The sequence below is a fragment of the Thiomonas sp. FB-6 genome (genome assembly GCF_000377645.1).
Lineage (GTDB): Bacteria > Pseudomonadota > Gammaproteobacteria > Burkholderiales > Burkholderiaceae_C > Thiomonas_A.
Window position 1 is genome coordinate 14,140 of the sequence record NZ_KB898492.1, and the last position, 18,281, is coordinate 32,420.

Here is an 18,281-nt window from a genome sequence, read left to right on the forward strand (position 1 = left end):
ACGGTAGTTGGGATCGAGGGGGGGCCTGCCTAGCATGCAGGCTGTGTCGAACCCTGCACGCGCGCCGCGGCGACGTGCGAACCCCCGCCCCATGTACCGCTACAGTGCATTCGACCGCGCCTTCGTGCATGCGCGCGCGGCTCAGTTCCGAGACCAGTTGCACAGGCATCTGGAAGGCTCGCTGAGCGAAGAGGAATTCAAGCCGCTGCGCCTGCAGAACGGCTGGTACATCCAGCGCCACGCGCCGATGTTGCGCGTGGCGGTGCCCTACGGCGCGCTGGCGACGCGCCAGCTGCGCGCGCTGGCCGACATCGCCGAGCGCTTCGACCGCGGCTACGCGCATTTCACGACGCGCCAGAACGTCCAGTACAACTGGATCGAGCTGCCGCGCAGCGCCGACGTCATGGACCTGCTGGCCGAGGTGGACATGCACGGCATCCAGACCAGCGGCAATTGCGTGCGCAACATCACCACCGACGCGCTCGCCGGAGTAGCGCCGGACGAGATCGCCGATCCGCGCCCGTATTGCGAGATCCTGCGCCAGTGGAGCACCCTGCACCCCGAGTTCGCCTTCCTGCCGCGCAAGTTCAAGATCGCGGTCGGCGGCGCGCGGGAGGACCGCGTGGCCTCGGGCTGGTACGACATCGGCATGCACCTGGTGCGCGATGCGGCCGGCGAACTCGGCCTGCGCGTGCTGGCCGGCGGCGGCATGGGCCGCACCCCCCTGATCGGCAGCGTGGTGCGCGAGTTCCTGCCCGTGCGCCACATGCTGCTCTACACCGAGGCGATCCTGCGGGTCTACAACCTGTACGGGCGCCGGGACAATCTGTGGAAGGCGCGCATCAAGATCCTGGTGCGCTCCGAGGGACAGCGTTTCGTGGACGCGGTGGAACGCGAGTTCGCCGCCATGGTCGAGCGCGACGTGGGTGCCGAGGCGCTGCTCGTGAGCGAGGCCCAGGTGCAGGCCATGGCCGCGCATTTCGAGGCGCCGCCCGAGCAGCTGCCGAGCGCCCAGCAGGCGGCGGAGGCGGCCGAGGCCGCGCGGCGCGCGCAGCCAATCCAGGCCTATGCGCGCTGGCTGGAGCGCAATGTGCATGCGCACCGGCTGGCCGACCACCGCGTGGTCACGCTGTCGCTCAAGCGAACCGGGCAGGCGCCGGGCAACGCCACCGCGCAGCAGATGCGCGCGGCGGCGGCGCTGGCCGAGCGCTTCGGGCGCGGCGAGCTGCGCGTGAGCCACGAGCAGAACCTGGTGCTGCCGTGGGTGCGCGAGTCCGAGCTCGCGCTGCTGTGGGAACAGGCGCGCGAGGCCGGCATGGCTACCCCCAACATCGGCCTGCTCGGCGACATCATCGCCTGCCCCGGGGGTGATTTCTGCGCGCTGGCCAACGCGCGCTCGCTGCCGGTTGCCGAGGACATCGCCCAGCGTTTCCAGGACCTGGACGAGATGTTCGACATCGGCGACCTGGACCTGAACATCAGCGGGTGCATCAACTCCTGCGGGCACCATCACAGCGGCCACATCGGAATCCTCGGCGTGGACAAGGACGGTTCCGAGTGGTACCAGATCACCGTGGGCGGCGGCGACGGCTCCACGCGCGGCGGCAGCGCCGCGCCGGGGCGCATCATCGGCGCGTCCTTCGCCGCCGACGAGGTGGCCGACGCGGTGGAAGCGCTGGTGGACGTCTACCGGGAACAGCGCCAGCAGGGCGAACGTTTCATCGACACGGCGCGCCGGCTCGGCCCGGCGCCTTTCGCGGCGGCCGCGGATGCGGTGCGGCGCAGCACGGCACGCAAGGTGGCGGCATGAAATTCATCGATTCCTCGCGCGACCCCTGGGTCGCCCACGATCCGGCTGCGCAGCAAGCCGGGCAGGCTCCCGCGTACGCGCTGCTGGCGTTGCAGGACTGGCTGGGCCTCGAGCGCTCGCAGCGCCAGCAGCTGTCGCGCGGCTCGCGGGTCGGCCTCGTGCTGCCCAACGACTTCGAGGTCGAGGCGCTGGAGGCTGAGCTGCCCGCGCTGGCCCTGCTCGCGCTGCAGTTCCCCAAGTGGACCGACGGACGCGCCTATACCCAGGCCCGGCTGCTGCGCCTGCGCTACCGCTTCGCCGGCGAGCTGCGCGCCACCGGCCAGGTGCTGGTGGACATGCTGCTGCCGCTGGCGCGCAGCGGCTTCGACTCCGCGCAACTGCGCGAGGACCAGGACCCGCTGGCCGCGCGCCGCGCATTGGAATTCTTCCCCGGTCACTACCAGGCCGACGCTCGGCAGCCGCTGCAGCGGCCGGCAGGCCTGGCCTGGGCCGCGCTGGCGGAGGCCGCATGAGCGCCGTGCACGGCCGCTCCGAAGCGGCGCTCCACTCCCTCGGGGAGTCGAGCGTAGCGAGGAGGGTCGTCCAGTGAGCGCGGTGGAGGCCTTCGAGCCCCTCGGCGCGCGCCCGGCCCCGGTGCAGCCGGCGGCGCTGCGCCACGCCAGCGCCGGCGCGCACTACCCGCAGCGCCTGGCGCGCAGCGTCGAGCTGCTGCGCCAGGCGGCCGCGGAGCATGCGGGCGCGGTGGTGCAGGCCAGCAGCCTGGGGGTGGAGGACATGGTGCTGACCGACCTGATCCAGCGCCACGGCCTGGACATCCGCGTGGCCACTCTGGACACCGGCGCGCTGCACCTGGAGACCCTGGAGCTGATCGCGCGCGTGCGCCGCCACTACGGCATCGACGTGGAAGTGCTGCAGCCCAGCCAGGAGGCGGTGGTGGCTTTCGTCGGCCGCCACGGCCCGGATGCGATGTACCGAAGCGTGGAGCTGCGCAAGGCCTGCTGCGCGGTGCGCAAGCTCGAGCCCCTGGGGCGCATGCTCGACGGACGCAGGGCCTGGATCACCGGCCTGCGCCGCGAGCAGTCGGCGCAGCGCGAAGGCGTGGTCGAGCGTGAGGTGGGCGCCGACGGCCGCGTGAAGTTCAGCCCGCTGGCTTCCTGGAGCCTGGGCGAGGTCTGGCATTACGTGGCCGAGCACGGCGTGCCCTACAACCCCCTGCACGACCGCTTCTATCCCAGCATCGGCTGCGCGCCCTGTACGCGCGCGGTGTCCGTGGGAGAGGACCAGCGGGCGGGCCGCTGGTGGTGGGAACTGGACGGAGCCAAGGAGTGCGGTCTGCACCCCGAGGGCCGGCATGTCGTGGGAGCCAAAGCGTGAACGCTATCGTGCAACAAGAAGTTCAGGCCGTGCATCGGGCGCAGCGCGCGCTGCCCGCGGTGGACCGGCGTCATCTGGATGCGCTGGAGGAAGAAGCCATCTTCATCCTGCGCGAAGTGGCCGGGGCCTTCGAGCGTCCGGCGCTGCTGTTCTCCGGGGGCAAGGATTCCTGCGTGGTGCTGCGCCTGGCCCACAAGGCCTTCCGCGAACGCCGCGGCGACGGCGGTTTCGACGGGCGCCTGCCCTTCCCGCTGCTGCACGTCGACACCGGACACAACTTTCCCGAAGTCATCGAGTTCCGCGACCGCGAGGTGGCGCGCCAGGGCGACGAGCTGATCGTCGCCAACCTGGAGGACTCCATCCGCCGCGGCAGCGTGCGCCTGCGCGATCCGCTGGAATCGCGCAACGGCCACCAGAGCGTCACGCTGCTCGAGGCCATCGAGCAGCACCGTTTCGACTGCCTCGTCGGCGGCGCGCGGCGCGACGAGGAAAAGGCGCGCGCCAAGGAGCGCATCTTCAGCCATCGCGACGCCTTCGGCCAGTGGCAGCCCAAGGAACAACGGGCCGAACTGTGGTCCCTGTTCAACACGCGCCTGCGCCCCGGCGAGCATTTCCGCGCCTTCCCCATCAGCAACTGGACCGAGCTCGACGTGTGGATGTACATCGCGCGCGAGAACATCCCGCTGCCCTCGCTGTACTACAGCCACCATCGCGAGGTGGTGCCGCGCGCGGGCCTGCTGGTGCCGGTGACCGAGCTGACCCCGCCGCGCCCCGGCGAGGCGGTCGAGCTGGCCGAGGTGCGTTTTCGCACCGTGGGCGACATGAGCTGCACCTGCCCGGTGCCCAGCCGCGCGGCCGATGCCGCGGAGGTGGTGGCCGAGACCCTGACCGTCACGCTGAGCGAGCGCGGAGCCACGCGCATGGACGACCGCAGCAGCCAGGCCGCGATGGAGCGGCGCAAGAAGGAGGGCTATTTCTGATGCGAGCCGAACTCGAAATGCTGGCGCAGGCCGGCGGCATCGGGCAGGCCCCGGCGCAATTGCCAGCCCTGCGCTTTCTCACCGCCGGCAGCGTGGACGACGGCAAGAGCACGTTGATCGGGCGCCTGCTGCTGGACAGCCGCGCGCTGCTGGCCGACCAGCTCGCCGCGGTCGGGCACGGCAGCGACGCCTCGCTGCTGGCACAGCTCACCGACGGGCTGGAGGCCGAGCGCGAGCAGGGCATCACCATCGACGTGGCCTATCGCTACTTCGCCACGCCGCGGCGCAAGTTCATCATCGCCGACGCCCCCGGGCACGAGCAGTACACCCGCAACATGGTCACCGCGGCCGCCGGCAGCGATTGCGCGGTGGTGCTGGTGGACGTGACCAAGCTGGACTTCGCGCGGGGGCGCCCGCGCCTGCTGCCGCAGACCCGACGGCATGCGCTGCTCGCGCATCTTCTGCGCGTGCGCTCCATCGTGTTCGCGGTGAACAAGCTCGACGCCGTGGACGACGCGCGCGCCGTGTTCGAGGCCGTGCGCGAATCCCTGCTGGAATTCGCCGACGGCGCCGGCATCGTGCCGGCCGGGGTGATTCCGATTTCCGCGCTGCGCGCGGACAACGTCGCCTCCCCCAGCGAGCACTGGCCGTGGTGGACCGGCCCGACGCTGCTGCGCCTGCTCGAGGGCCTGCCGGCCGGCGAGGGCGCCGCCGACGGCTCGCTGCTGTTGCCGGTGCAGTACGTGGCTCGCGGGCACGACGCCGAGGGGCACCCGCGACGCGTGTTCTGGGGCCGCCTGGCGCGCGGGGAACTGCGTGTGGGCCAGCGCGTGCGCGTGCACTCCAGCGGGCAGACGGCGCAGGTGCGCGAGCTCTGGCAGGCGGGGGAACGCGTGGCGGAATGCCTGGCCGGAACCTCGGCCGGGCTGGTGCTGGACGCCCACGTCGACGTCTCGCGCGGCGACTGGTTCACCGATGCCGCACAGCCCCAGGAGGCAGCCAGCGAGTTCGACGCCACGCTGGCGTGGCTGGATCGCGATCCGGCCGTGGTCGGGCGCAAGTACTGGATCCGCCACGGCCACGCCTGGGTGGCCGCGCGCATCGTGCAGGTGCACGGGCGCCTGGACATCCACAGCCTGGAGCAGGTGCAGGCGCACAGCCTGGAGGCCAACGAGATCGGCAGGGTGCGCGTGCAGGCGCAGGCCGAGCTGCCGCTGAGCGACTATGCGCACAACCGCGTGGCCGGGGGCATGATCCTGGTCGATCCGCATTCGCACCGCACCAGCGGCGCGCTGCTCGTGGGCGCTCCGGCGCGCGCCTGATGGGACGCGTGGCCTTTATCGGGGCGGGGCCGGGCGCGGCCGACCTGCTCACGCTGCGCGCGGCGCGCCTGCTGGCGAAGGCCGACGTGGTGCTGGTCGACGCGCTCGCCGGTGCCGAGCTGCGCGAGCTGGCACCCGAGGCGCGCTGGATCGACGTGGGCAAGCGCGGCTTCCGCGCCAGCACCGCGCAGGACGTGATCTGCGCGCTGCTCGTGCGCAGCGCGCGCGAGTACGGCCTGGTGGTGCGCCTCAAGGGCGGCGACCCCAGTGTGTTCGGCCGCCTGGACGAGGAATTGCGGGCACTGCACGCCGCCGGCATCGAGTTCGAGATCGTGCCCGGGGTCAGCGCGGCGCTGGCGGCCGCGGCCGATACCGCGCGGCCGCTGACCCGCCGCGGCAGGGGGCGCAGCGTGGCGCTGTGCACCGCGATGACCCGCGAGGGCAAGGTACAGGCAGGACGCAGCGCCGACACCGAGGTGTACTACATGGCCGGTTGCCGGCTGGGCGCGCTGGCGCGCGAACTGCAGGCCGCGGGCTGGCCCGCCGGCACGCCGGCCAGCGTGGTGTCGCGGGCCGGGTGCGCCGACATGCTGCAAAGCGACCACACGGTGGCCGAACTGGGGCGCGCGGCCCTGCTGCACGCCGGCAGGCCCAGCGTGGTGGTGGTGGGCGTGGGCGCCGAGCCGCTGGGGGCCTCGCGCACCGCGGGAGCACGACGCGCCCGCGCCGCAGCGCCCAGCTGAGCGCGCTTCGCCGGCGGCGGCCCCGCCGTGGCGCGGACGGCTCAGCCCACCGCGCAGATCGATGCCGACAGGCTCCAGTCCGTCAGCGGCTGCGAGACGTCGGCCCCGCGGCGGATGGCGGTCATCTCGGCCACGATGCTGGCGGCGATCTCGGGCGGGGTGAGCCCGCCCAGGCGCAGGCCCACGGGCCCGCGCAGGCGCGCGGCCTGCTCGGGGCTGACGTCGAACTCCAGCAGGCGCTCGCGGCGCCTTTCATTGTTCACCCGCGAGCCCAGCGCGCCGACGTAGAAAGCCGGCGTGCGCAGCGCCTCCATCAGCGCCAGGTCGTCGAGCTTGGGGTCGTGGGTCAGCGCCACCACCGCGCTGGCCTCGTCCAGGCGCATGGCCAGCACCTCGTCGTCGGGCATGCGCGTGGACAGTTCCACCCCCGGCAGCGCGTCCCAGCCCTCGTGGTACTCGACCCTCGGCTCGCACACCGTCACGCGATAGTCCAGCATCACCGCCATCGAGGCCAGGTAGCGCGAGAGCTGGCCGCCGCCGATGATCAGCAGCCGCTGCCGCGGCCCGTGCACGGTACGCAGTTCGCGCCCGTCGTAGAACAGCTGGTCGCCGTGCTTGGCGCGCTGCAGGCGCACCGCTCCGGAGTCCAGCTCGACCACGCGCTCGGTGCGCTCGGCGGCCTCCACGCGGCGCAGCAGTTCGGCCGGCCAGGTGCTGTCGTTCAGCGGCTCCAGCACCACCTGCACGCTGCCGCCGCAGGGCAGGCCGAAGCGCTGGGCTTCCTCCGCGTTGCTGCCGTAGACGGTGGCCTCCGGCCGGTGCAGCGCCAGTTCGCCGGCGGCCACGCGCCGGATCAGGTCATCCTCGATGCAGCCGCCCGACAGCGAGCCGGCGACCTGCCCGTCGTCGCGGATGATCATCAGCGAGCCGGGAGGGCGCGGGGCCGAGCCCCAGGTGCGCACCACCGTGCCGAGCACTACCCGCCGGCCCGCGCCCAGCCAGTCCAGCGCGCTGCGGAGCACCTCGATGTCGATGCTGTTCATCGTCGCCTCCCCCTCGTGCGGGACGCTAGCGGCCGCGTCGGCCGAACAGGCCGGCGAACCAGGACTTGAGCAGGGCCCACAGGATGGCCAGGCCGTTGAGCTCGCCGGCCGAGGCCCGCGGTGCGGAGCCCGGCGCGGACGCGGAGGGCGGGGCGCCGGGCGGCGCGGCGCCCGCGGCAGCGGTCGCGGGAGTTGCGGGGGTTGCAGCGGATGCCGGCGCCGCCGCCGAGGCCTCCGAGGCCGCCGCCAGTTGCTGCGCCGCCTTCTGGAAGTTGGCGACGAACTGGCCCAGCAGCAGCTCCGAGACCTGCACCATCATGCGGGAGCCGAACTGCGCGAACTTGCCAGTGACCTCCACCCGCGCCTGGCCGTGCAGTGTCGATTGGCCCGGGGCGTCGGCGCTGGGCTCGAGCACCGCGTGCAGTTCCATGGACGCGGAGGAGCCGCCCTTGTCGGCCCCCTTGCCGCGCAGGGCCAGGCGGCGCGCGCCCGGGTCGAGTTCGAGCACGTCCACGGTGCCGCCGAACTGGGCCTGCGCAGGGCCCACCTTCACCTTCATCAGACCCTGGTAGCTGGTGTCCGAGTTCTGCTCGGTGATCTGCGCACCCGGCATGCAGCCGGCCACCGCGCGGATGTCGCTGAGCAGGCCCCATGCGCGCTCGGGGTCCACCTGCAGGGGGTAACGCTTGTCGATGGTGACTTCCATGATCGTTTCGGAACCGGAAAGTGGGCGCCGTCGAGGGCCGGCAGGGCCCGCGGCGCGCGGACAACACGCGATGACGGGCCCAAGATTACCTGCCCGGGAGCAAGTGTGCATCGGATCCGTCGATTTCGCAGCCTGCTAGGCTACTCATCGCCCGCGAAACCGGAGGAGAACAAGAATGAGTCTGCAATCCCTGTTCAAGCTGGGGGAGCACGGAACCGACGTGCGCACCGAGGTCATGGCCGGCGTGACGACCTTCCTGACCATGTCGTACATCATCTTCGTCAACCCGTCGATCCTGTCCACGACGGGGATGGACCACAACGCCGTGTTCGTCGCGACCTGCCTGGCGGCGGCGCTGGGCACCTTCATCATGGCCTTCGTCGCCAACTGGCCCGTCGGCCTGGCGCCGGGCATGGGGCTCAACGCCTTCTTCGCCTTCACCGTGGTCAAGGGCATGGGCTTCACCTGGGAGCAGGCGCTGGGCGCGGTGTTCATCTCGGGCTGCGTGTTCGTCGCGCTGACCATCACCGGGGTGCGACGCTGGCTGGTGGAGGGCATCCCGAAGTCCCTGCGCAGCGCCATCGCCGCCGGCATCGGCATGTTCCTGGCCATCATCGCGCTGTCGGGCGCGGGCATCGTCGTGGCCAACCCGGCCACCAAGGTCGGGCTGGGCGACCTGCACAGCCTGCCGGTGCTGCTGGCGGCGCTGGGATTCCTGCTGATCGCCGTGCTGGACTACTTCCGGCTGCGCGGGGCGATCCTCATCGGCATCCTCGCCGTGACCGCGGCCAGCATGCTGCTGGGCCTGACCCACTTCCAGGGCATCGTGTCGGCCCCGCCGAGCATTTCCCCGACCCTGTTCAGGCTGGACATCCCCGGGGCGCTGCGCGGGGGCTTTTTCCACATCATCCTGGTGTTCGTGCTGGTGGAGATCTTCGACGCCACCGGCACCCTGACCGGGCTGGCGCGCAAGGCCGGCCTGCTCGACGGCGGGCGCGAGGAAGGCCTGGGCAGGGCGCTGTTCGCCGACAGCCTGGCGATCTTCTCCGGTTCGCTGCTGGGCACCAGTAGCACCACCGCCTACATCGAGAGCGCCTCGGGCGTGCAGGCGGGCGGGCGCACGGGCCTGACCGCGCTGACCGTGGGCGTGCTGTTCCTGGCCGCGCTGTTCTTCGCCCCGCTGGCCGCCGTGGTGCCGCCCTGGGCCACGGCGCCGGCCTTGCTGTACGTGGCCGGGCTGATGATGCGCGAACTGCTGGAAATCGACTGGAGCGACGTCACCGAGGCGGTGCCCTCGGCGCTGGCCGCGCTGGTCATGCCCTTCACCTACTCGATCGCCAACGGCCTGGCCTTCGGCTTCATCGCCTATGCGGCGCTCAAGCTGTTCACCGGGCGCGCGCGCGAGGTGCACCCGGCGCTGTGGGTGGTGGCGGCGCTGTTCGTGCTGCGTTTCGTGCTGTTCCCTGCCGATTGAGTCCGCGCGAAGCCTCCGCCCCTGCGATCGCGCCCGCGGCCGCGCCGGGGCGTGAGCGCGTCGCCTTGCGCGGCGACGTGCTTCACCTGCGCGCCGACCCCGGCGCGGCGGCCGAGGCGCCGCCTTGCGTCCATTTCGAGCCCGACGGCTGGCTGTTGGCCGAGGGCGGGCGCGTCGTGGAGCTGCGAGCGGCGGATGCGCCTCCCGACCCGAGCTGGCCCCGCGAGGACTGGCGCGGGCACCTGCTGTTGCCCGGCTTCATCGACCTGCACGTGCACGCGCCGCAGCTCGACGTGATCGGCGCCTGGGGCGACGGGCTGCTGCGCTGGCTGGACGACTTCACCTACCCGGCCGAGGCGCGCTGGGCGGATGCGGAACACGCCCGCCGCGGGGCCGGGCGCTTCGTGCGCCAGTTGCTGGCGCACGGCACCACCAGCGCGATGGTCTTCCCCACCGTGCATCGCCACGGCGTCGACGCCCTGTTCGAGGCCGCGCGGGAGCAGGGCATGTGCCTGGTCAGCGGCAAGGTGCTGATGGACCGCAACGTCCCCGAGGCCCTGCGCGACGAGGTGACGCAGGCCGAGCGCGACTGCGTGGCGCTGATCGAATCCTGGCACGGACGCGAGCGCCTGCGCTACGCGCTGACCCCGCGCTTCGCGCCGGCCTGCAGCGACGAGCAGCTGCGCATGTGCGCGCGCCTGCTGCGCATCGAGCATCCCCGCGCCGGCGCGCCCTACCTGCAGACCCATGTGGCGGAGAACCGCGACGAGCTGCGCTGGGTGCGCGAGCTGTACCCGGCCAGCCGCAGCTACCTGGACGTATACGCCGGCTTCGGGCTGCTGGGCCGGCGCAGCGTGCTGGCGCACGGCATCTGGCTGGACGACGCCGACCGCGCCCTGCTCGCCGAGCGCGGCAGCACGCTGGCCTTCTCGCCGTCGTCCAACCTGTTCCTGGGCAGCGGCCTGTTCGACTGGGCGCGCGCCGACGCCGCCGGCGTGCGCGTGGCCGTGGCCAGCGACGTGGGGGCGGGCACCAGCCTGTGCCAGCTGCGCAGCGCGGCCGAGGCCTGCAAGGTGCTGGCGCTGCAGGGTACGCGCCTGAGCGCCTGGCGCGCCTTGTACGCGCTCACCCGCGGCGCCGCCGCGGCGCTGGAACTCGAGCCGGAGCTCGGGCATTTCGAGCCCGGTGCCTGGGCCGACGTGGTGGCCTGGCGCTGGGCCGCCGGCGAACTGCAGGAACACCGCCTGGGGCTCGCGCGCAGCCTGCACGAACGCCTGTACGCCTGGCTTCACATGGCCGACGAGCGCAACGTGGCCGCTGTGTACGTGGCCGGCCGGCGGGTTCAGCACAGGCCGTCGTAGCGCGCCAGCGCCGACAGGCTCAGGATCAGCGCGCGCCCGGGCTGCAGCCCCCAGCCCTGCGCGGCGGCGAGCAGCAGCGCCGCCGCGATCGCCTGCACGGCCATGCTGAGCATCTGGTAGGCCCCGGTGAGCGCCACGCGCGCCAGCCAGAAACGCGTGAAGCCGGGGATGCGCCAGACCGAGCGCTCGGGGGAGGCGGAGGATCCCGGAGCGGCAGGGGAGACGGGCGAGGTGGGCGGCAAGGGAGCGGGGGCCATCGTTCGCGGCCGGGCGAGGCCCTCATTGTGGGGGGGAACGGCCGGCCCTGCAGCGTGCCGCGCGGGCGCCCGGCCGGCCGGGCCTATGCTGTGGGCTGCGCGGCCATGCGCGGCCGCCTTCGCACCCTTCCTTGCGCATGAGCCAGCCCGCAGACCGCGAATCCCCAAGCCCCGCGACCCCGGTCGCGGCGGACCCGGCCCCCGTGGCGCGCTTCCGGCTGCGCCTGACCCAGGGCGCGCGCATCGCCGTCGGGCCCGGGCGCATCGAACTGCTGGAAGCGGTGCGCGACGCGGGCTCGATCACCGCGGCCGCGCGCAGCCTGGACATGTCCTACCGGCGCGCGTGGATGCTGCTCGACGAGCTCAACCGCTGCCTGCGCGCCCCGGTGGTGGAGTCGGTGCATGGCGGCGCGCAGGGCGGCGGCAGCCGCCTGACCGAGACCGGGCTGGAACTGGTGCGCCTGTACCGGCGCATCGAGCACACCGCGGCGCGCGCCTGCCGCGGCGACATCGACGCGCTGACCGCCCTGCTGGGTACGCGCTAGGAGCCCGGATCCGCGGGGGCCGGGCGCGCGCGGTCCTCCACCACCCATTGGGTGGCGGCTTGCACGTCCAGCGGGCGCGCATACAGGTAGCCCTGCGCGAATTCGCAGCCGATGTCGCGCACGCGGGCCAGTTCCTCCTCCGTCTCGACGCCCTCGGCGATGACGCCGATGCCCAGGCGATGCGACATCGCGACGATGGCCTCGCAGATCGCGTGCTTGCGCGTATCGCCGGGGAGCTTGCGCACCAGCGACTGGTCGATCTTCAGGTAGTCCACCTCCACGCGGCTGAGCGAGGCGAGGTTGGAATGGCCGGTGCCGAAGTCGTCCACCGCGATCTGCAGGCCCCGCGCGCGCAGCTCCCGCAGGCGCTGCGCGATGCGCGGGGATTCGTCGAGGATCACCGTCTCCGTCACCTCCATCACCAGGCGCTGCGGCGCCAGCCCGATGCGTTCGAGGTAGTCGACCCAGCCCTGCGTGGGGTCGAGCTCGGCGGCCAGTTGCACCGGCGAGACGTTGAAGCTGATCTGCGGCCCGCCGCCATCCGGCGCCCGCCAGCGCAGCGCCTGCTGCGCCGCGCTGCGGAACACCCACTCGCCGAGTTCCACGATCAGCCCGCTTTCCTCGGCCAGCGCGATGAAGCGCGCCGGCGGCACCACGCCGAAGGCCGGGTGCCTCCAGCGCAGCAGGGCCTCGAACTTGGCCAGCGTGCGGTCGGCGATGCTCACCACCGGCTGGTACAGCAGGAACATCTCGCCCAATTGCGAGGCGCGGCGCAGGTCGCCGGCCAGCACCAGGCGCCCGCGCGCGCGCTGATCCATCGGCGTCTCGTAGGCCACGGTGCGGTTGCGGCCGCCGTGCTTGGCCTCGTACATGGCCAGATCGGCGCAGCGCAACAGATCCTCCGGGCCGGCCGCGTCGTGGGGAAACACCGAGAAGCCGACGCTGGCGGAAATGTGCACCGCGTGGCCCTGGATCTCGAAGGGGGCCGCCAGCGCATCGAGCAGCTTGGCGCCGACCCGGCGTGCCGTTTGCGCATCGGCCGGGGCCGGCAGCAGCGCGCTGAACTCGTCGCCGCCCAGGCGGGCCAGCACGTCGGAGGCGCGCAGCACCGAGCGCATGCGCTCGGACACCAAGCTCAGAAGGGCATCGCCGGCCTCGTGCCCCAGCGAGTCGTTGACCGCCTTGAAATGGTCCAGATCCACGTACAGCAGCGCGAAGGCGATGCGGTCGCGTTGCGCGCGCTGCACGTCCAGGCGCAGCCGCTGGCCGAAGGCATGGCGATTGGGAAGCCCGGTCAGCGCGTCCTGGTTGGCCTGGCGCCAGATGGTCTGCGCGGCCCGGATGCGCTCGCCGATGTCGCGCGCGATCTTGGAGGCGCCGACGATGCGCCCGGCCCCGTCGCGCAGCGGCGAGATGGTCACCGACACGTTCACCAGATGGCCGTCCCGGTGCACGCGCACGGTCTCGAAGTGCTCCACGCGCTCGCCGGCGGCGATGCGCTGCAGGATCGTCTCCTCCTCGTGCACGCGCTCCACCGGGATCAGCTTGGTGATCGGCTCGCCGATCATCTCGGCCGCGCTGAAGCCGAAGATGCGCTGCGCGCCCGGGTTCCAGCTCAGCACGATGCCGCCCAGGGTCTTGGTGATGATGGCGTCGTCGGTGGACTCGACCAGGGACTCGTAGACGTTGATCGGCTGTACCCTGGTCCCCGGCCCCTGCGCCTGCGACAGGGCCTGGCGCAGCGGATGCACGGTGACCAGCGTGCCCACCGCGCCCATCCGGGGATCGTGCAGCGGGCGCCGGGTCACCAGCGCCGAGATCAGCGTGCCGGCCGCGTCGCGCAGCAGCGCCGGGCAACTCAGGGCCTGCGCGGCATCGGACTCCCGGCCCAGCAGCGGTGGCGGGTTGTGCTGCACCAGCAGCGCGTCGATCGGCTGCCCCAGCGCCTGCCCCGGCGAATGCCCGAACAGAAGCTCCGCGGCGCGATTCCAGCTGCTGACCAGGCCGTCCGGCGTGAGGCTGACCATCGCGTCGTCATGCGATGCGACGATGGCCTCGAACAGACAGGCGCGGCCTCGTGGTTGCACGTCCATGGCACGAAGCTCCCGTTCCGTGGCGCGGTGATGCGCTGTGCCCAGGATACCCGCAATCAAGCGCGCCGGGATACCCCGCGCAGCAAGTTGACGGCCCCGCCGCCCGAGGCGAAGGCCACGTGGCCCAGCACCGCGGCGCCCAGGGCGCCCAGCATGGCCACGCCGTAGGCGGCGGCCATGCCGCCACGCTGCAGCCACAGCGCCACCACCAGGTTGAAGGTGGCGGCCCCCAGGCAACCGACGATGATGCCCCGCAGCAGCGCGCGCGCCGCCTCGGGGCCGGCCTGCCGGTGGGTGAAGCCTCCCATGGTCGCCGACAGCACGGGCAGCGCCGCCAGCAGGCCGCTCCAGGTGGGGCCCAGGTGCAGCGAGGCCGCGGTGATGCCCAGCACCACGGCGAGCGCGAAGGCCATGCGCGCCGGCAGATCCCACCAGGGGTGCGCCGTCTGCAGGATCGGGCCCTGCCGGCCTGCCAGCAGGGCCAGCGCCACCAGCGCGGGGAACACCATCGCGGCGGCCATGACGGGTCGTTGCGGCAGGTGCGCCAGCAGCACGAACAAGGCGCCGCTGGCCAGGCTGGCCAGCATCAGCGCCGGCGCCCAGCGGCGCCCGCGCGCGGCCCGCGCATAGGTGGCGCAGAAGCCGGCCGTGCCGGTCAGGCCCAGCAGCGTGCCCACGGCGGCGTGGGATGCGAAGTCCGCTCCGTTCTGCACGGCCAGGAACACCGAGAGCGGCGCCGACGTCAGCGGCAGCCCGGTCAGCAGCCCGCCGATGGATCCCCCGAAGCGCCGTTGCAGCAGGGTCGCGCCCAGGACCAGCAGCGGCGTGACGGCGATCTTGAACAGCAGCAGGCTCATGGTGAACCCGCAGTCTAGGCCTTCGTGGGCCGGGCGGCGCGAGGCGCGCGATTCATCTGCGCCGCAAGTCGGCATGCTGTCCATGACAAAGCTGGTAGATTTGCCTGAATCATGGCGGACGTCCATAACTGTCTTGGACAAACATGCGACAATGGCGCCGATCGGAACCTCCGTACCGAAACCTGAATCCGTTGCGGCGCGCGCAGCGTAGCTAAGGCAGGAACCCCGCGAAACCTCTTCCACGACCGCAACCATGTTGAGCCTGACCCCCCCGCGCCGCGACCACGGCGAGCCGCCGCCCCGGGTGGCCATCGTCGGCAGCGGCATCGCCGGACTGGCCGCCGCCTGGGCGCTGAAGGAGCACGCGCGCCTGAGCCTGTTCGAGGCGGGCACCCACTTCGGCGGCCACGTGCACACGGTGGACGCCACGGTGGACGGCATCAGCTACCCGGTGGACACCGGCTTCCTGGTGCTCAACGAGCGCACCTACCCGGGCCTGCTCGGGCTGTTCGCCGAACTCGGCGTGGAACTGGCGAAGTCCGACATGTCCTTTTCGGTGCAGCGCCCGCTGGCCGCGGGCAGGCGCCTGGAATGGAGCGGCTCGAGCCTGGACACCGTGTTCGCGCAACGCGCCAACCTGCTGCGCCCGCGCTTCTGGGGCATGCTGCGCGACATCCTGCGCTTCAACCGCGAGGCCACGGCGCTGGTGCTGGCGGGCCTGGCTGGCGAGCACCGCAGCGTGGGCGAGTTCCTGCGCCAGGGGGGGTACGGCGAGGCCTTCGCGCAGGACTACCTGTTGCCCATGCTCGCCTGCATCTGGTCCTGCCCGGCGCGGCGCATGCTGGAGTTCCCGCTGGCCTCGATCGTGCGCTTCTGCCACAACCACGGGCTGCTGCAAGTGGAGGACCGGCCGCAGTGGTACACCGTGCGCGGCGGCGCGAGGCGCTACGTGCAGCGCATCGTGGAGCGCCTGCCCGACGCGCGCCTGAATTGCCCGGTACGCATGGTCAAGCGCCACGACGTCGGCGTGGAAGTGGCGACCGACGGCGGCACGGAATGGTTCGACCACGTCGTGCTGGCCTGCCACAGCGACCAGGCGCTGGCGCTGCTGGCCGATGCGGACGATACCGAGCGCGAGGTGCTCGGCGCCGTGCGCTACCAGTCCAACCGCGCGCTGCTGCACACCGACGCGGCGCTGCTGCCACGCCGGCACCGGGCCTGGGCGGCCTGGAATTTCGAAAGCGCCGCGGCCCCGGATGCGCCGGGCCTGCCGGCCGACGGCGGGTCCGCGCCGGTGTGCCTGCACTACCTGATCAACCGCCTGCAGCCCGTGCCTTTCGCGCGGCCGCTGCTGGTCTCGCTGAATCCGCTGCGCGAGCCCGATCCCGCGCAGGTGCTGCAGGAAATGCACTACGCCCACCCGGTGTTCGACGCCCCCGCCATCGCGGCGCAGGCGCGGGTGCCGCAACTGCAGGGCCGACGCCGCAGCTACTTCTGCGGCGCCTGGTGCGGCCATGGTTTCCACGAGGACGGCCTGCGTGCCGGGCGCGCGGCGGCGCAGGCCTGGCTGGAGCAGCGACGCGCGCACGCGCAGGGCCGGCTCGGCGATCGCGTGGAGGTGGCGGCGTGAGCGCGTGCCGCAGGCTCCGCGACGGGGAGGGGCGATGCCCGCGGCGCTGATCGGTCGCGGCGTGGTGCACCACGCGCGCCTGCGCCCGGCGCGCCACGCCTTCGCCTACCGGGTGTTCTTTCTCATGCTCCCGATGCGCGCGCTGGCGCGCGGCGAGGCCACGCTGGCGATCGCGCGCAACCGCGCGGGCTGGCTCAGCTTCCACGATGCCGACCACGGCGACGGCGGCGCCGATAGCCTGGCCTGGGTCGAGCGCCTGCTGCGCGAGCAGGGCGTGCACGATGCGCAGGGCGAGATCTGGCTGCAGACCTTCGCCCGCGTGCTGGGCTACGTGTTCAAGCCGGTGAGCTTCTGGTATTGCCACCGTGCCGACGGCTCGCTGGCCGCCGTGGTGGCGGAGGTGAACAACACCTTCGGCGACCGGCACTGCTACGTGCTCAAGCCCGGCGCCGGCCGCGGCGTGGCCTGGGGTGAGGAACTGCGCGCCGACAAGGCCCTGCATGTCTCGCCCTTCTGCCGCGTCGAGGGCGGCTATCGCTTCCGCTTCCTGCGTTGCACGCGCGACGGCGCCGAGCGCGTGGTGGCCCGCGTGGACCACGACGACGCGCTGGGCCCGCTGCTGCGCACCAGCGTCGCCGGCGCGCTGCAGCCTCTGACGAGGCGCTCCGCGCGGCGCGCGCTGCTCGCCCACCCCCTGCACAGCTTCGGGGTCATCGCGCGCATCCACTGGCAGGCGTTGGGCCTCTGGCGCAAGCGCGTGCCTTTCTTTTCCCGGCCCGAGGCCTCCCGAGACCCCCTGACCCGATGAATTCACGCTCCGACTCCCCTGCCGCCGGCGCCGTGCCCCGTGGTGCCGCGCCTGTTCACCGAGCCGGTCCTGCGCGCATGCCGCTGGCGGCGCGCAGCGTGCTGGCCATGTTGCGCAAACTGCGCTACGGACGCCTGGAGCTCCAGTTGCCCGACCGCAGCACGCTTTCCCTGGGCAGCGGCGAGCGCGACCAGCCCCTGGCCTGGGTGCAGGTGCAGGACTGGTCGGTGTTCGGCGCCGTGCTGCGGCGGGGCGACATCGGCCTGGCGGAGGCCTATTTCCACGGCCAGTGGAGCACCAGCGACCTGCCGGCCCTGCTCGGCCTGCTGCTGGCCAACCGCGCGGCGCTGGAGCGCGGGCTTCACGGCAGTCCGCTGGGCACCCTGCTGGCGCGGCTGCGCCACCTGCTGCTGCGGCGCAACACCCGGCGCGGCAGCCGCGACAACATCCACGCCCACTACGACCTCGGCAACGACTTCTACCGCCTGTGGCTGGATCCGGGCATGAACTATTCGTCGGCGCTGTTCACGCAGCCTGGCATGAGCCTGGAGCGGGCGCAGCAGGCCAAGCTCGACCGCGTGCTGGGCGAACTGGACGCCAGCCCCGGCCAGCGCGTGGTCGAGCTGGGCTGCGGCTGGGGCGGCTTCGCCGAGACCGCGGCGCGTGCCGGGCTGCAGCTCGACGGCATCACGCTGTCCCAGGCGCAGCTGGAGTTCGCGCGCGCACGCCTGCAGGAGGCCGGACTGGAGCAGCGCGCCCGCGTGCACCTGTGCGACTACCGCGACGCCCAGCGCCTGGCGCCGCAGGGCGGATTCGACGCGCTGGCCTCCATCGAGATGTTCGAGGCCGTGGGGGAAGCCTACTGGCCGGCCTATTTCCGCAGCGTGTTCTCCCTGCTGCGTCCCGGCGGGCGCGCCTGCATCCAGTCCATCGTCATCGACGACGCGCTGTTCCCCGCCTACCGCCGCGGCACCGATTTCATCCAGCGCTACGTGTTCCCGGGCGGCATGCTCCCCAGCCGCGGCGCCTTCGTCGAACAGGCGCGCAAGGCGGGCCTGGAACTGCTGCACAGCCACGCTTTCGGCGCCGACTACGCCAGCACCCTGGCGCTGTGGCGCGAGCGTTTCCTGGGCCGGCTCGCGGCGGTGCGCGAACAGGGCTTCGACCGCCGCTTCGAACGGTTGTGGGACTTCTACCTGGCCTATTGCGAGGCCGGCTTCGCCGATGGCAGCATCGACGTCATCCAGTTCACGTTGCGCCGTCCGGCCTGAGGCGCCG

General features: G+C 72.6%; 17 protein-coding genes. 12 read left to right on the forward strand and 5 right to left on the reverse strand.

All coding sequences use genetic code 11. The features are described 5' to 3' along the window. Window positions 1-91: 91 nt before the first annotated feature. The 6 genes from D466_RS0114345 (at window position 92) to cobA (ending at window position 6,229) form a co-directional block, all read left to right on the forward strand. Window positions 92-1,810, forward strand: coding sequence for a nitrite/sulfite reductase (locus tag D466_RS0114345; RefSeq protein WP_018914401.1), 1,719 nt, complete (start codon window positions 92-94; stop codon window positions 1,808-1,810). Then, window positions 1,807-2,322, forward strand: coding sequence for a DUF934 domain-containing protein (locus tag D466_RS0114350; RefSeq protein WP_018914402.1), 516 nt, complete (start codon window positions 1,807-1,809; stop codon window positions 2,320-2,322). Before D466_RS0114345 ends, D466_RS0114350 begins: the two co-directional genes overlap by 4 nt. 121 nt (window positions 2,323-2,443) lie before the next feature. Beyond that, window positions 2,444-3,184, forward strand: a complete 741-nt coding sequence (locus tag D466_RS0114355) for a phosphoadenylyl-sulfate reductase (protein ID WP_051083765.1) — start codon at window positions 2,444-2,446, stop codon at window positions 3,182-3,184. Window positions 3,185-3,192: 8 nt separating this feature from the next. Then, entirely contained in the window at window positions 3,193-4,164 is a 972-nt protein-coding gene (cysD, locus tag D466_RS0114360) for a sulfate adenylyltransferase subunit CysD (RefSeq protein WP_369759430.1), read from the forward strand. Further along, entirely contained in the window at window positions 4,164-5,486 is a 1,323-nt protein-coding gene (locus D466_RS0114365) for a GTP-binding protein (protein WP_018914405.1), read from the forward strand. The genes cysD and D466_RS0114365 overlap by 1 nt, the downstream gene beginning before the upstream one ends. Beyond that, window positions 5,486-6,229, forward strand: coding sequence for a uroporphyrinogen-III C-methyltransferase (gene cobA, locus D466_RS0114370; RefSeq protein ID WP_018914406.1), 744 nt, complete (start codon window positions 5,486-5,488; stop codon window positions 6,227-6,229). Before D466_RS0114365 ends, cobA begins: the two co-directional genes overlap by 1 nt. Before the next feature lie 41 nt (window positions 6,230-6,270). On the opposite strand, the gene D466_RS0114375 is transcribed toward cobA, so the two are convergent. Continuing rightward, window positions 6,271-7,272: an XdhC family protein gene (locus tag D466_RS0114375; protein ID WP_018914407.1), complete on the reverse strand. Its 1,002-nt coding sequence runs from the start codon at window positions 7,270-7,272 to the stop codon at window positions 6,271-6,273. Between the two features lie 25 nt (window positions 7,273-7,297). After that, window positions 7,298-7,978: a CoxG family protein gene (locus D466_RS0114380; RefSeq protein WP_018914408.1), complete on the reverse strand. Its 681-nt coding sequence runs from the start codon at window positions 7,976-7,978 to the stop codon at window positions 7,298-7,300. 175 nt (window positions 7,979-8,153) lie between these two features. Here D466_RS0114380 and D466_RS0114385 point away from each other — a divergent pair, with 175 nt between their 5' ends. Together D466_RS0114385 and guaD are read left to right on the forward strand one after the other, a co-directional pair. Beyond that, window positions 8,154-9,452 carry an NCS2 family permease gene (locus D466_RS0114385; RefSeq protein WP_018914409.1) on the forward strand — a complete coding sequence of 433 codons (1,299 nt, stop codon included), beginning with the start codon at window positions 8,154-8,156 and terminating at the stop codon, window positions 9,450-9,452. Further along, window positions 9,449-10,813: a guanine deaminase gene (gene guaD, locus D466_RS0114390; RefSeq protein WP_231385740.1), complete on the forward strand. Its 1,365-nt coding sequence runs from the start codon at window positions 9,449-9,451 to the stop codon at window positions 10,811-10,813. The genes D466_RS0114385 and guaD overlap by 4 nt, the downstream gene beginning before the upstream one ends. Here guaD and D466_RS0114395 read toward each other — a convergent pair. Next, window positions 10,795-11,070 carry a hypothetical protein gene (locus tag D466_RS0114395; RefSeq protein WP_018914411.1) on the reverse strand — a complete coding sequence of 92 codons (276 nt, stop codon included), beginning with the start codon at window positions 11,068-11,070 and terminating at the stop codon, window positions 10,795-10,797. The two genes, guaD and D466_RS0114395, sit on opposite strands and share 19 nt — an antisense overlap. Before the next feature lie 137 nt (window positions 11,071-11,207). On the opposite strand from D466_RS0114395, the gene D466_RS0114400 reads away from it, so the two are divergent. Continuing rightward, window positions 11,208-11,615 (forward strand): winged helix-turn-helix domain-containing protein, encoded by a 408-nt coding sequence (locus D466_RS0114400; RefSeq protein ID WP_051083764.1) that lies wholly within the window; start codon window positions 11,208-11,210, stop codon window positions 11,613-11,615. Here D466_RS0114400 and D466_RS21865 read toward each other — a convergent pair. Together D466_RS21865 and D466_RS21870 are read right to left on the reverse strand one after the other, a co-directional pair. Then, window positions 11,612-13,708 carry a bifunctional diguanylate cyclase/phosphodiesterase gene (locus tag D466_RS21865; protein ID WP_018914413.1) on the reverse strand — a complete coding sequence of 699 codons (2,097 nt, stop codon included), beginning with the start codon at window positions 13,706-13,708 and terminating at the stop codon, window positions 11,612-11,614. The genes D466_RS0114400 and D466_RS21865 overlap by 4 nt on opposite strands. A gap of 56 nt (window positions 13,709-13,764) precedes the next feature. Further along, window positions 13,765-14,565 carry a hypothetical protein gene (locus tag D466_RS21870; RefSeq protein WP_018914414.1) on the reverse strand — a complete coding sequence of 267 codons (801 nt, stop codon included), beginning with the start codon at window positions 14,563-14,565 and terminating at the stop codon, window positions 13,765-13,767. Window positions 14,566-14,818: 253 nt separating this feature from the next. Between D466_RS21870 and D466_RS0114415 the strand changes: the two genes are divergently transcribed. The 3 genes from D466_RS0114415 (at window position 14,819) to D466_RS0114425 (ending at window position 18,274) form a co-directional block, all read left to right on the forward strand. Beyond that, window positions 14,819-16,195 carry an NAD(P)/FAD-dependent oxidoreductase gene (locus tag D466_RS0114415; RefSeq protein ID WP_018914415.1) on the forward strand — a complete coding sequence of 459 codons (1,377 nt, stop codon included), beginning with the start codon at window positions 14,819-14,821 and terminating at the stop codon, window positions 16,193-16,195. 34 nt (window positions 16,196-16,229) lie between these two features. Next, window positions 16,230-17,003 carry a DUF1365 domain-containing protein gene (locus D466_RS0114420; protein WP_018914416.1) on the forward strand — a complete coding sequence of 258 codons (774 nt, stop codon included), beginning with the start codon at window positions 16,230-16,232 and terminating at the stop codon, window positions 17,001-17,003. A gap of 77 nt (window positions 17,004-17,080) precedes the next feature. Further along, complete coding sequence (locus D466_RS0114425; protein ID WP_018914417.1) at window positions 17,081-18,274, forward strand: class I SAM-dependent methyltransferase; 1,194 nt, start codon at window positions 17,081-17,083, stop codon at window positions 18,272-18,274. The last annotated feature ends 7 nt before the right edge of the window (window positions 18,275-18,281 follow it).

What these genes read in the sequence shown, in the direction of transcription:
- D466_RS0114345 (WP_018914401.1), top strand. Translation starts at nt 92, where the DNA reads ATGTACCGCTACAGTGCATTCGACCGCGCCTTCGTGCATGCGCGCGCG.
- D466_RS0114350 (WP_018914402.1), top strand. Translation starts at nt 1,807, where the DNA reads ATGAAATTCATCGATTCCTCGCGCGACCCCTGGGTCGCCCACGATCCG.
- D466_RS0114365 (WP_018914405.1), top strand. Translation starts at nt 4,164, where the DNA reads ATGCGAGCCGAACTCGAAATGCTGGCGCAGGCCGGCGGCATCGGGCAG.
- cobA (WP_018914406.1), top strand. Translation starts at nt 5,486, where the DNA reads ATGGGACGCGTGGCCTTTATCGGGGCGGGGCCGGGCGCGGCCGACCTG.
- D466_RS0114375 (WP_018914407.1), bottom strand. Translation starts at nt 7,272, where the DNA reads ATGAACAGCATCGACATCGAGGTGCTCCGCAGCGCGCTGGACTGGCTG.
- D466_RS0114380 (WP_018914408.1), bottom strand. Translation starts at nt 7,978, where the DNA reads ATGGAAGTCACCATCGACAAGCGTTACCCCCTGCAGGTGGACCCCGAG.
- D466_RS0114385 (WP_018914409.1), top strand. Translation starts at nt 8,154, where the DNA reads ATGAGTCTGCAATCCCTGTTCAAGCTGGGGGAGCACGGAACCGACGTG.
- D466_RS0114395 (WP_018914411.1), bottom strand. Translation starts at nt 11,070, where the DNA reads ATGGCCCCCGCTCCCTTGCCGCCCACCTCGCCCGTCTCCCCTGCCGCT.
- D466_RS0114400 (WP_051083764.1), top strand. Translation starts at nt 11,208, where the DNA reads ATGAGCCAGCCCGCAGACCGCGAATCCCCAAGCCCCGCGACCCCGGTC.
- D466_RS21865 (WP_018914413.1), bottom strand. Translation starts at nt 13,708, where the DNA reads ATGGACGTGCAACCACGAGGCCGCGCCTGTCTGTTCGAGGCCATCGTC.
- D466_RS21870 (WP_018914414.1), bottom strand. Translation starts at nt 14,565, where the DNA reads ATGAGCCTGCTGCTGTTCAAGATCGCCGTCACGCCGCTGCTGGTCCTG.
- D466_RS0114415 (WP_018914415.1), top strand. Translation starts at nt 14,819, where the DNA reads ATGTTGAGCCTGACCCCCCCGCGCCGCGACCACGGCGAGCCGCCGCCC.
- D466_RS0114420 (WP_018914416.1), top strand. Translation starts at nt 16,230, where the DNA reads ATGCCCGCGGCGCTGATCGGTCGCGGCGTGGTGCACCACGCGCGCCTG.
- D466_RS0114425 (WP_018914417.1), top strand. Translation starts at nt 17,081, where the DNA reads ATGCCGCTGGCGGCGCGCAGCGTGCTGGCCATGTTGCGCAAACTGCGC.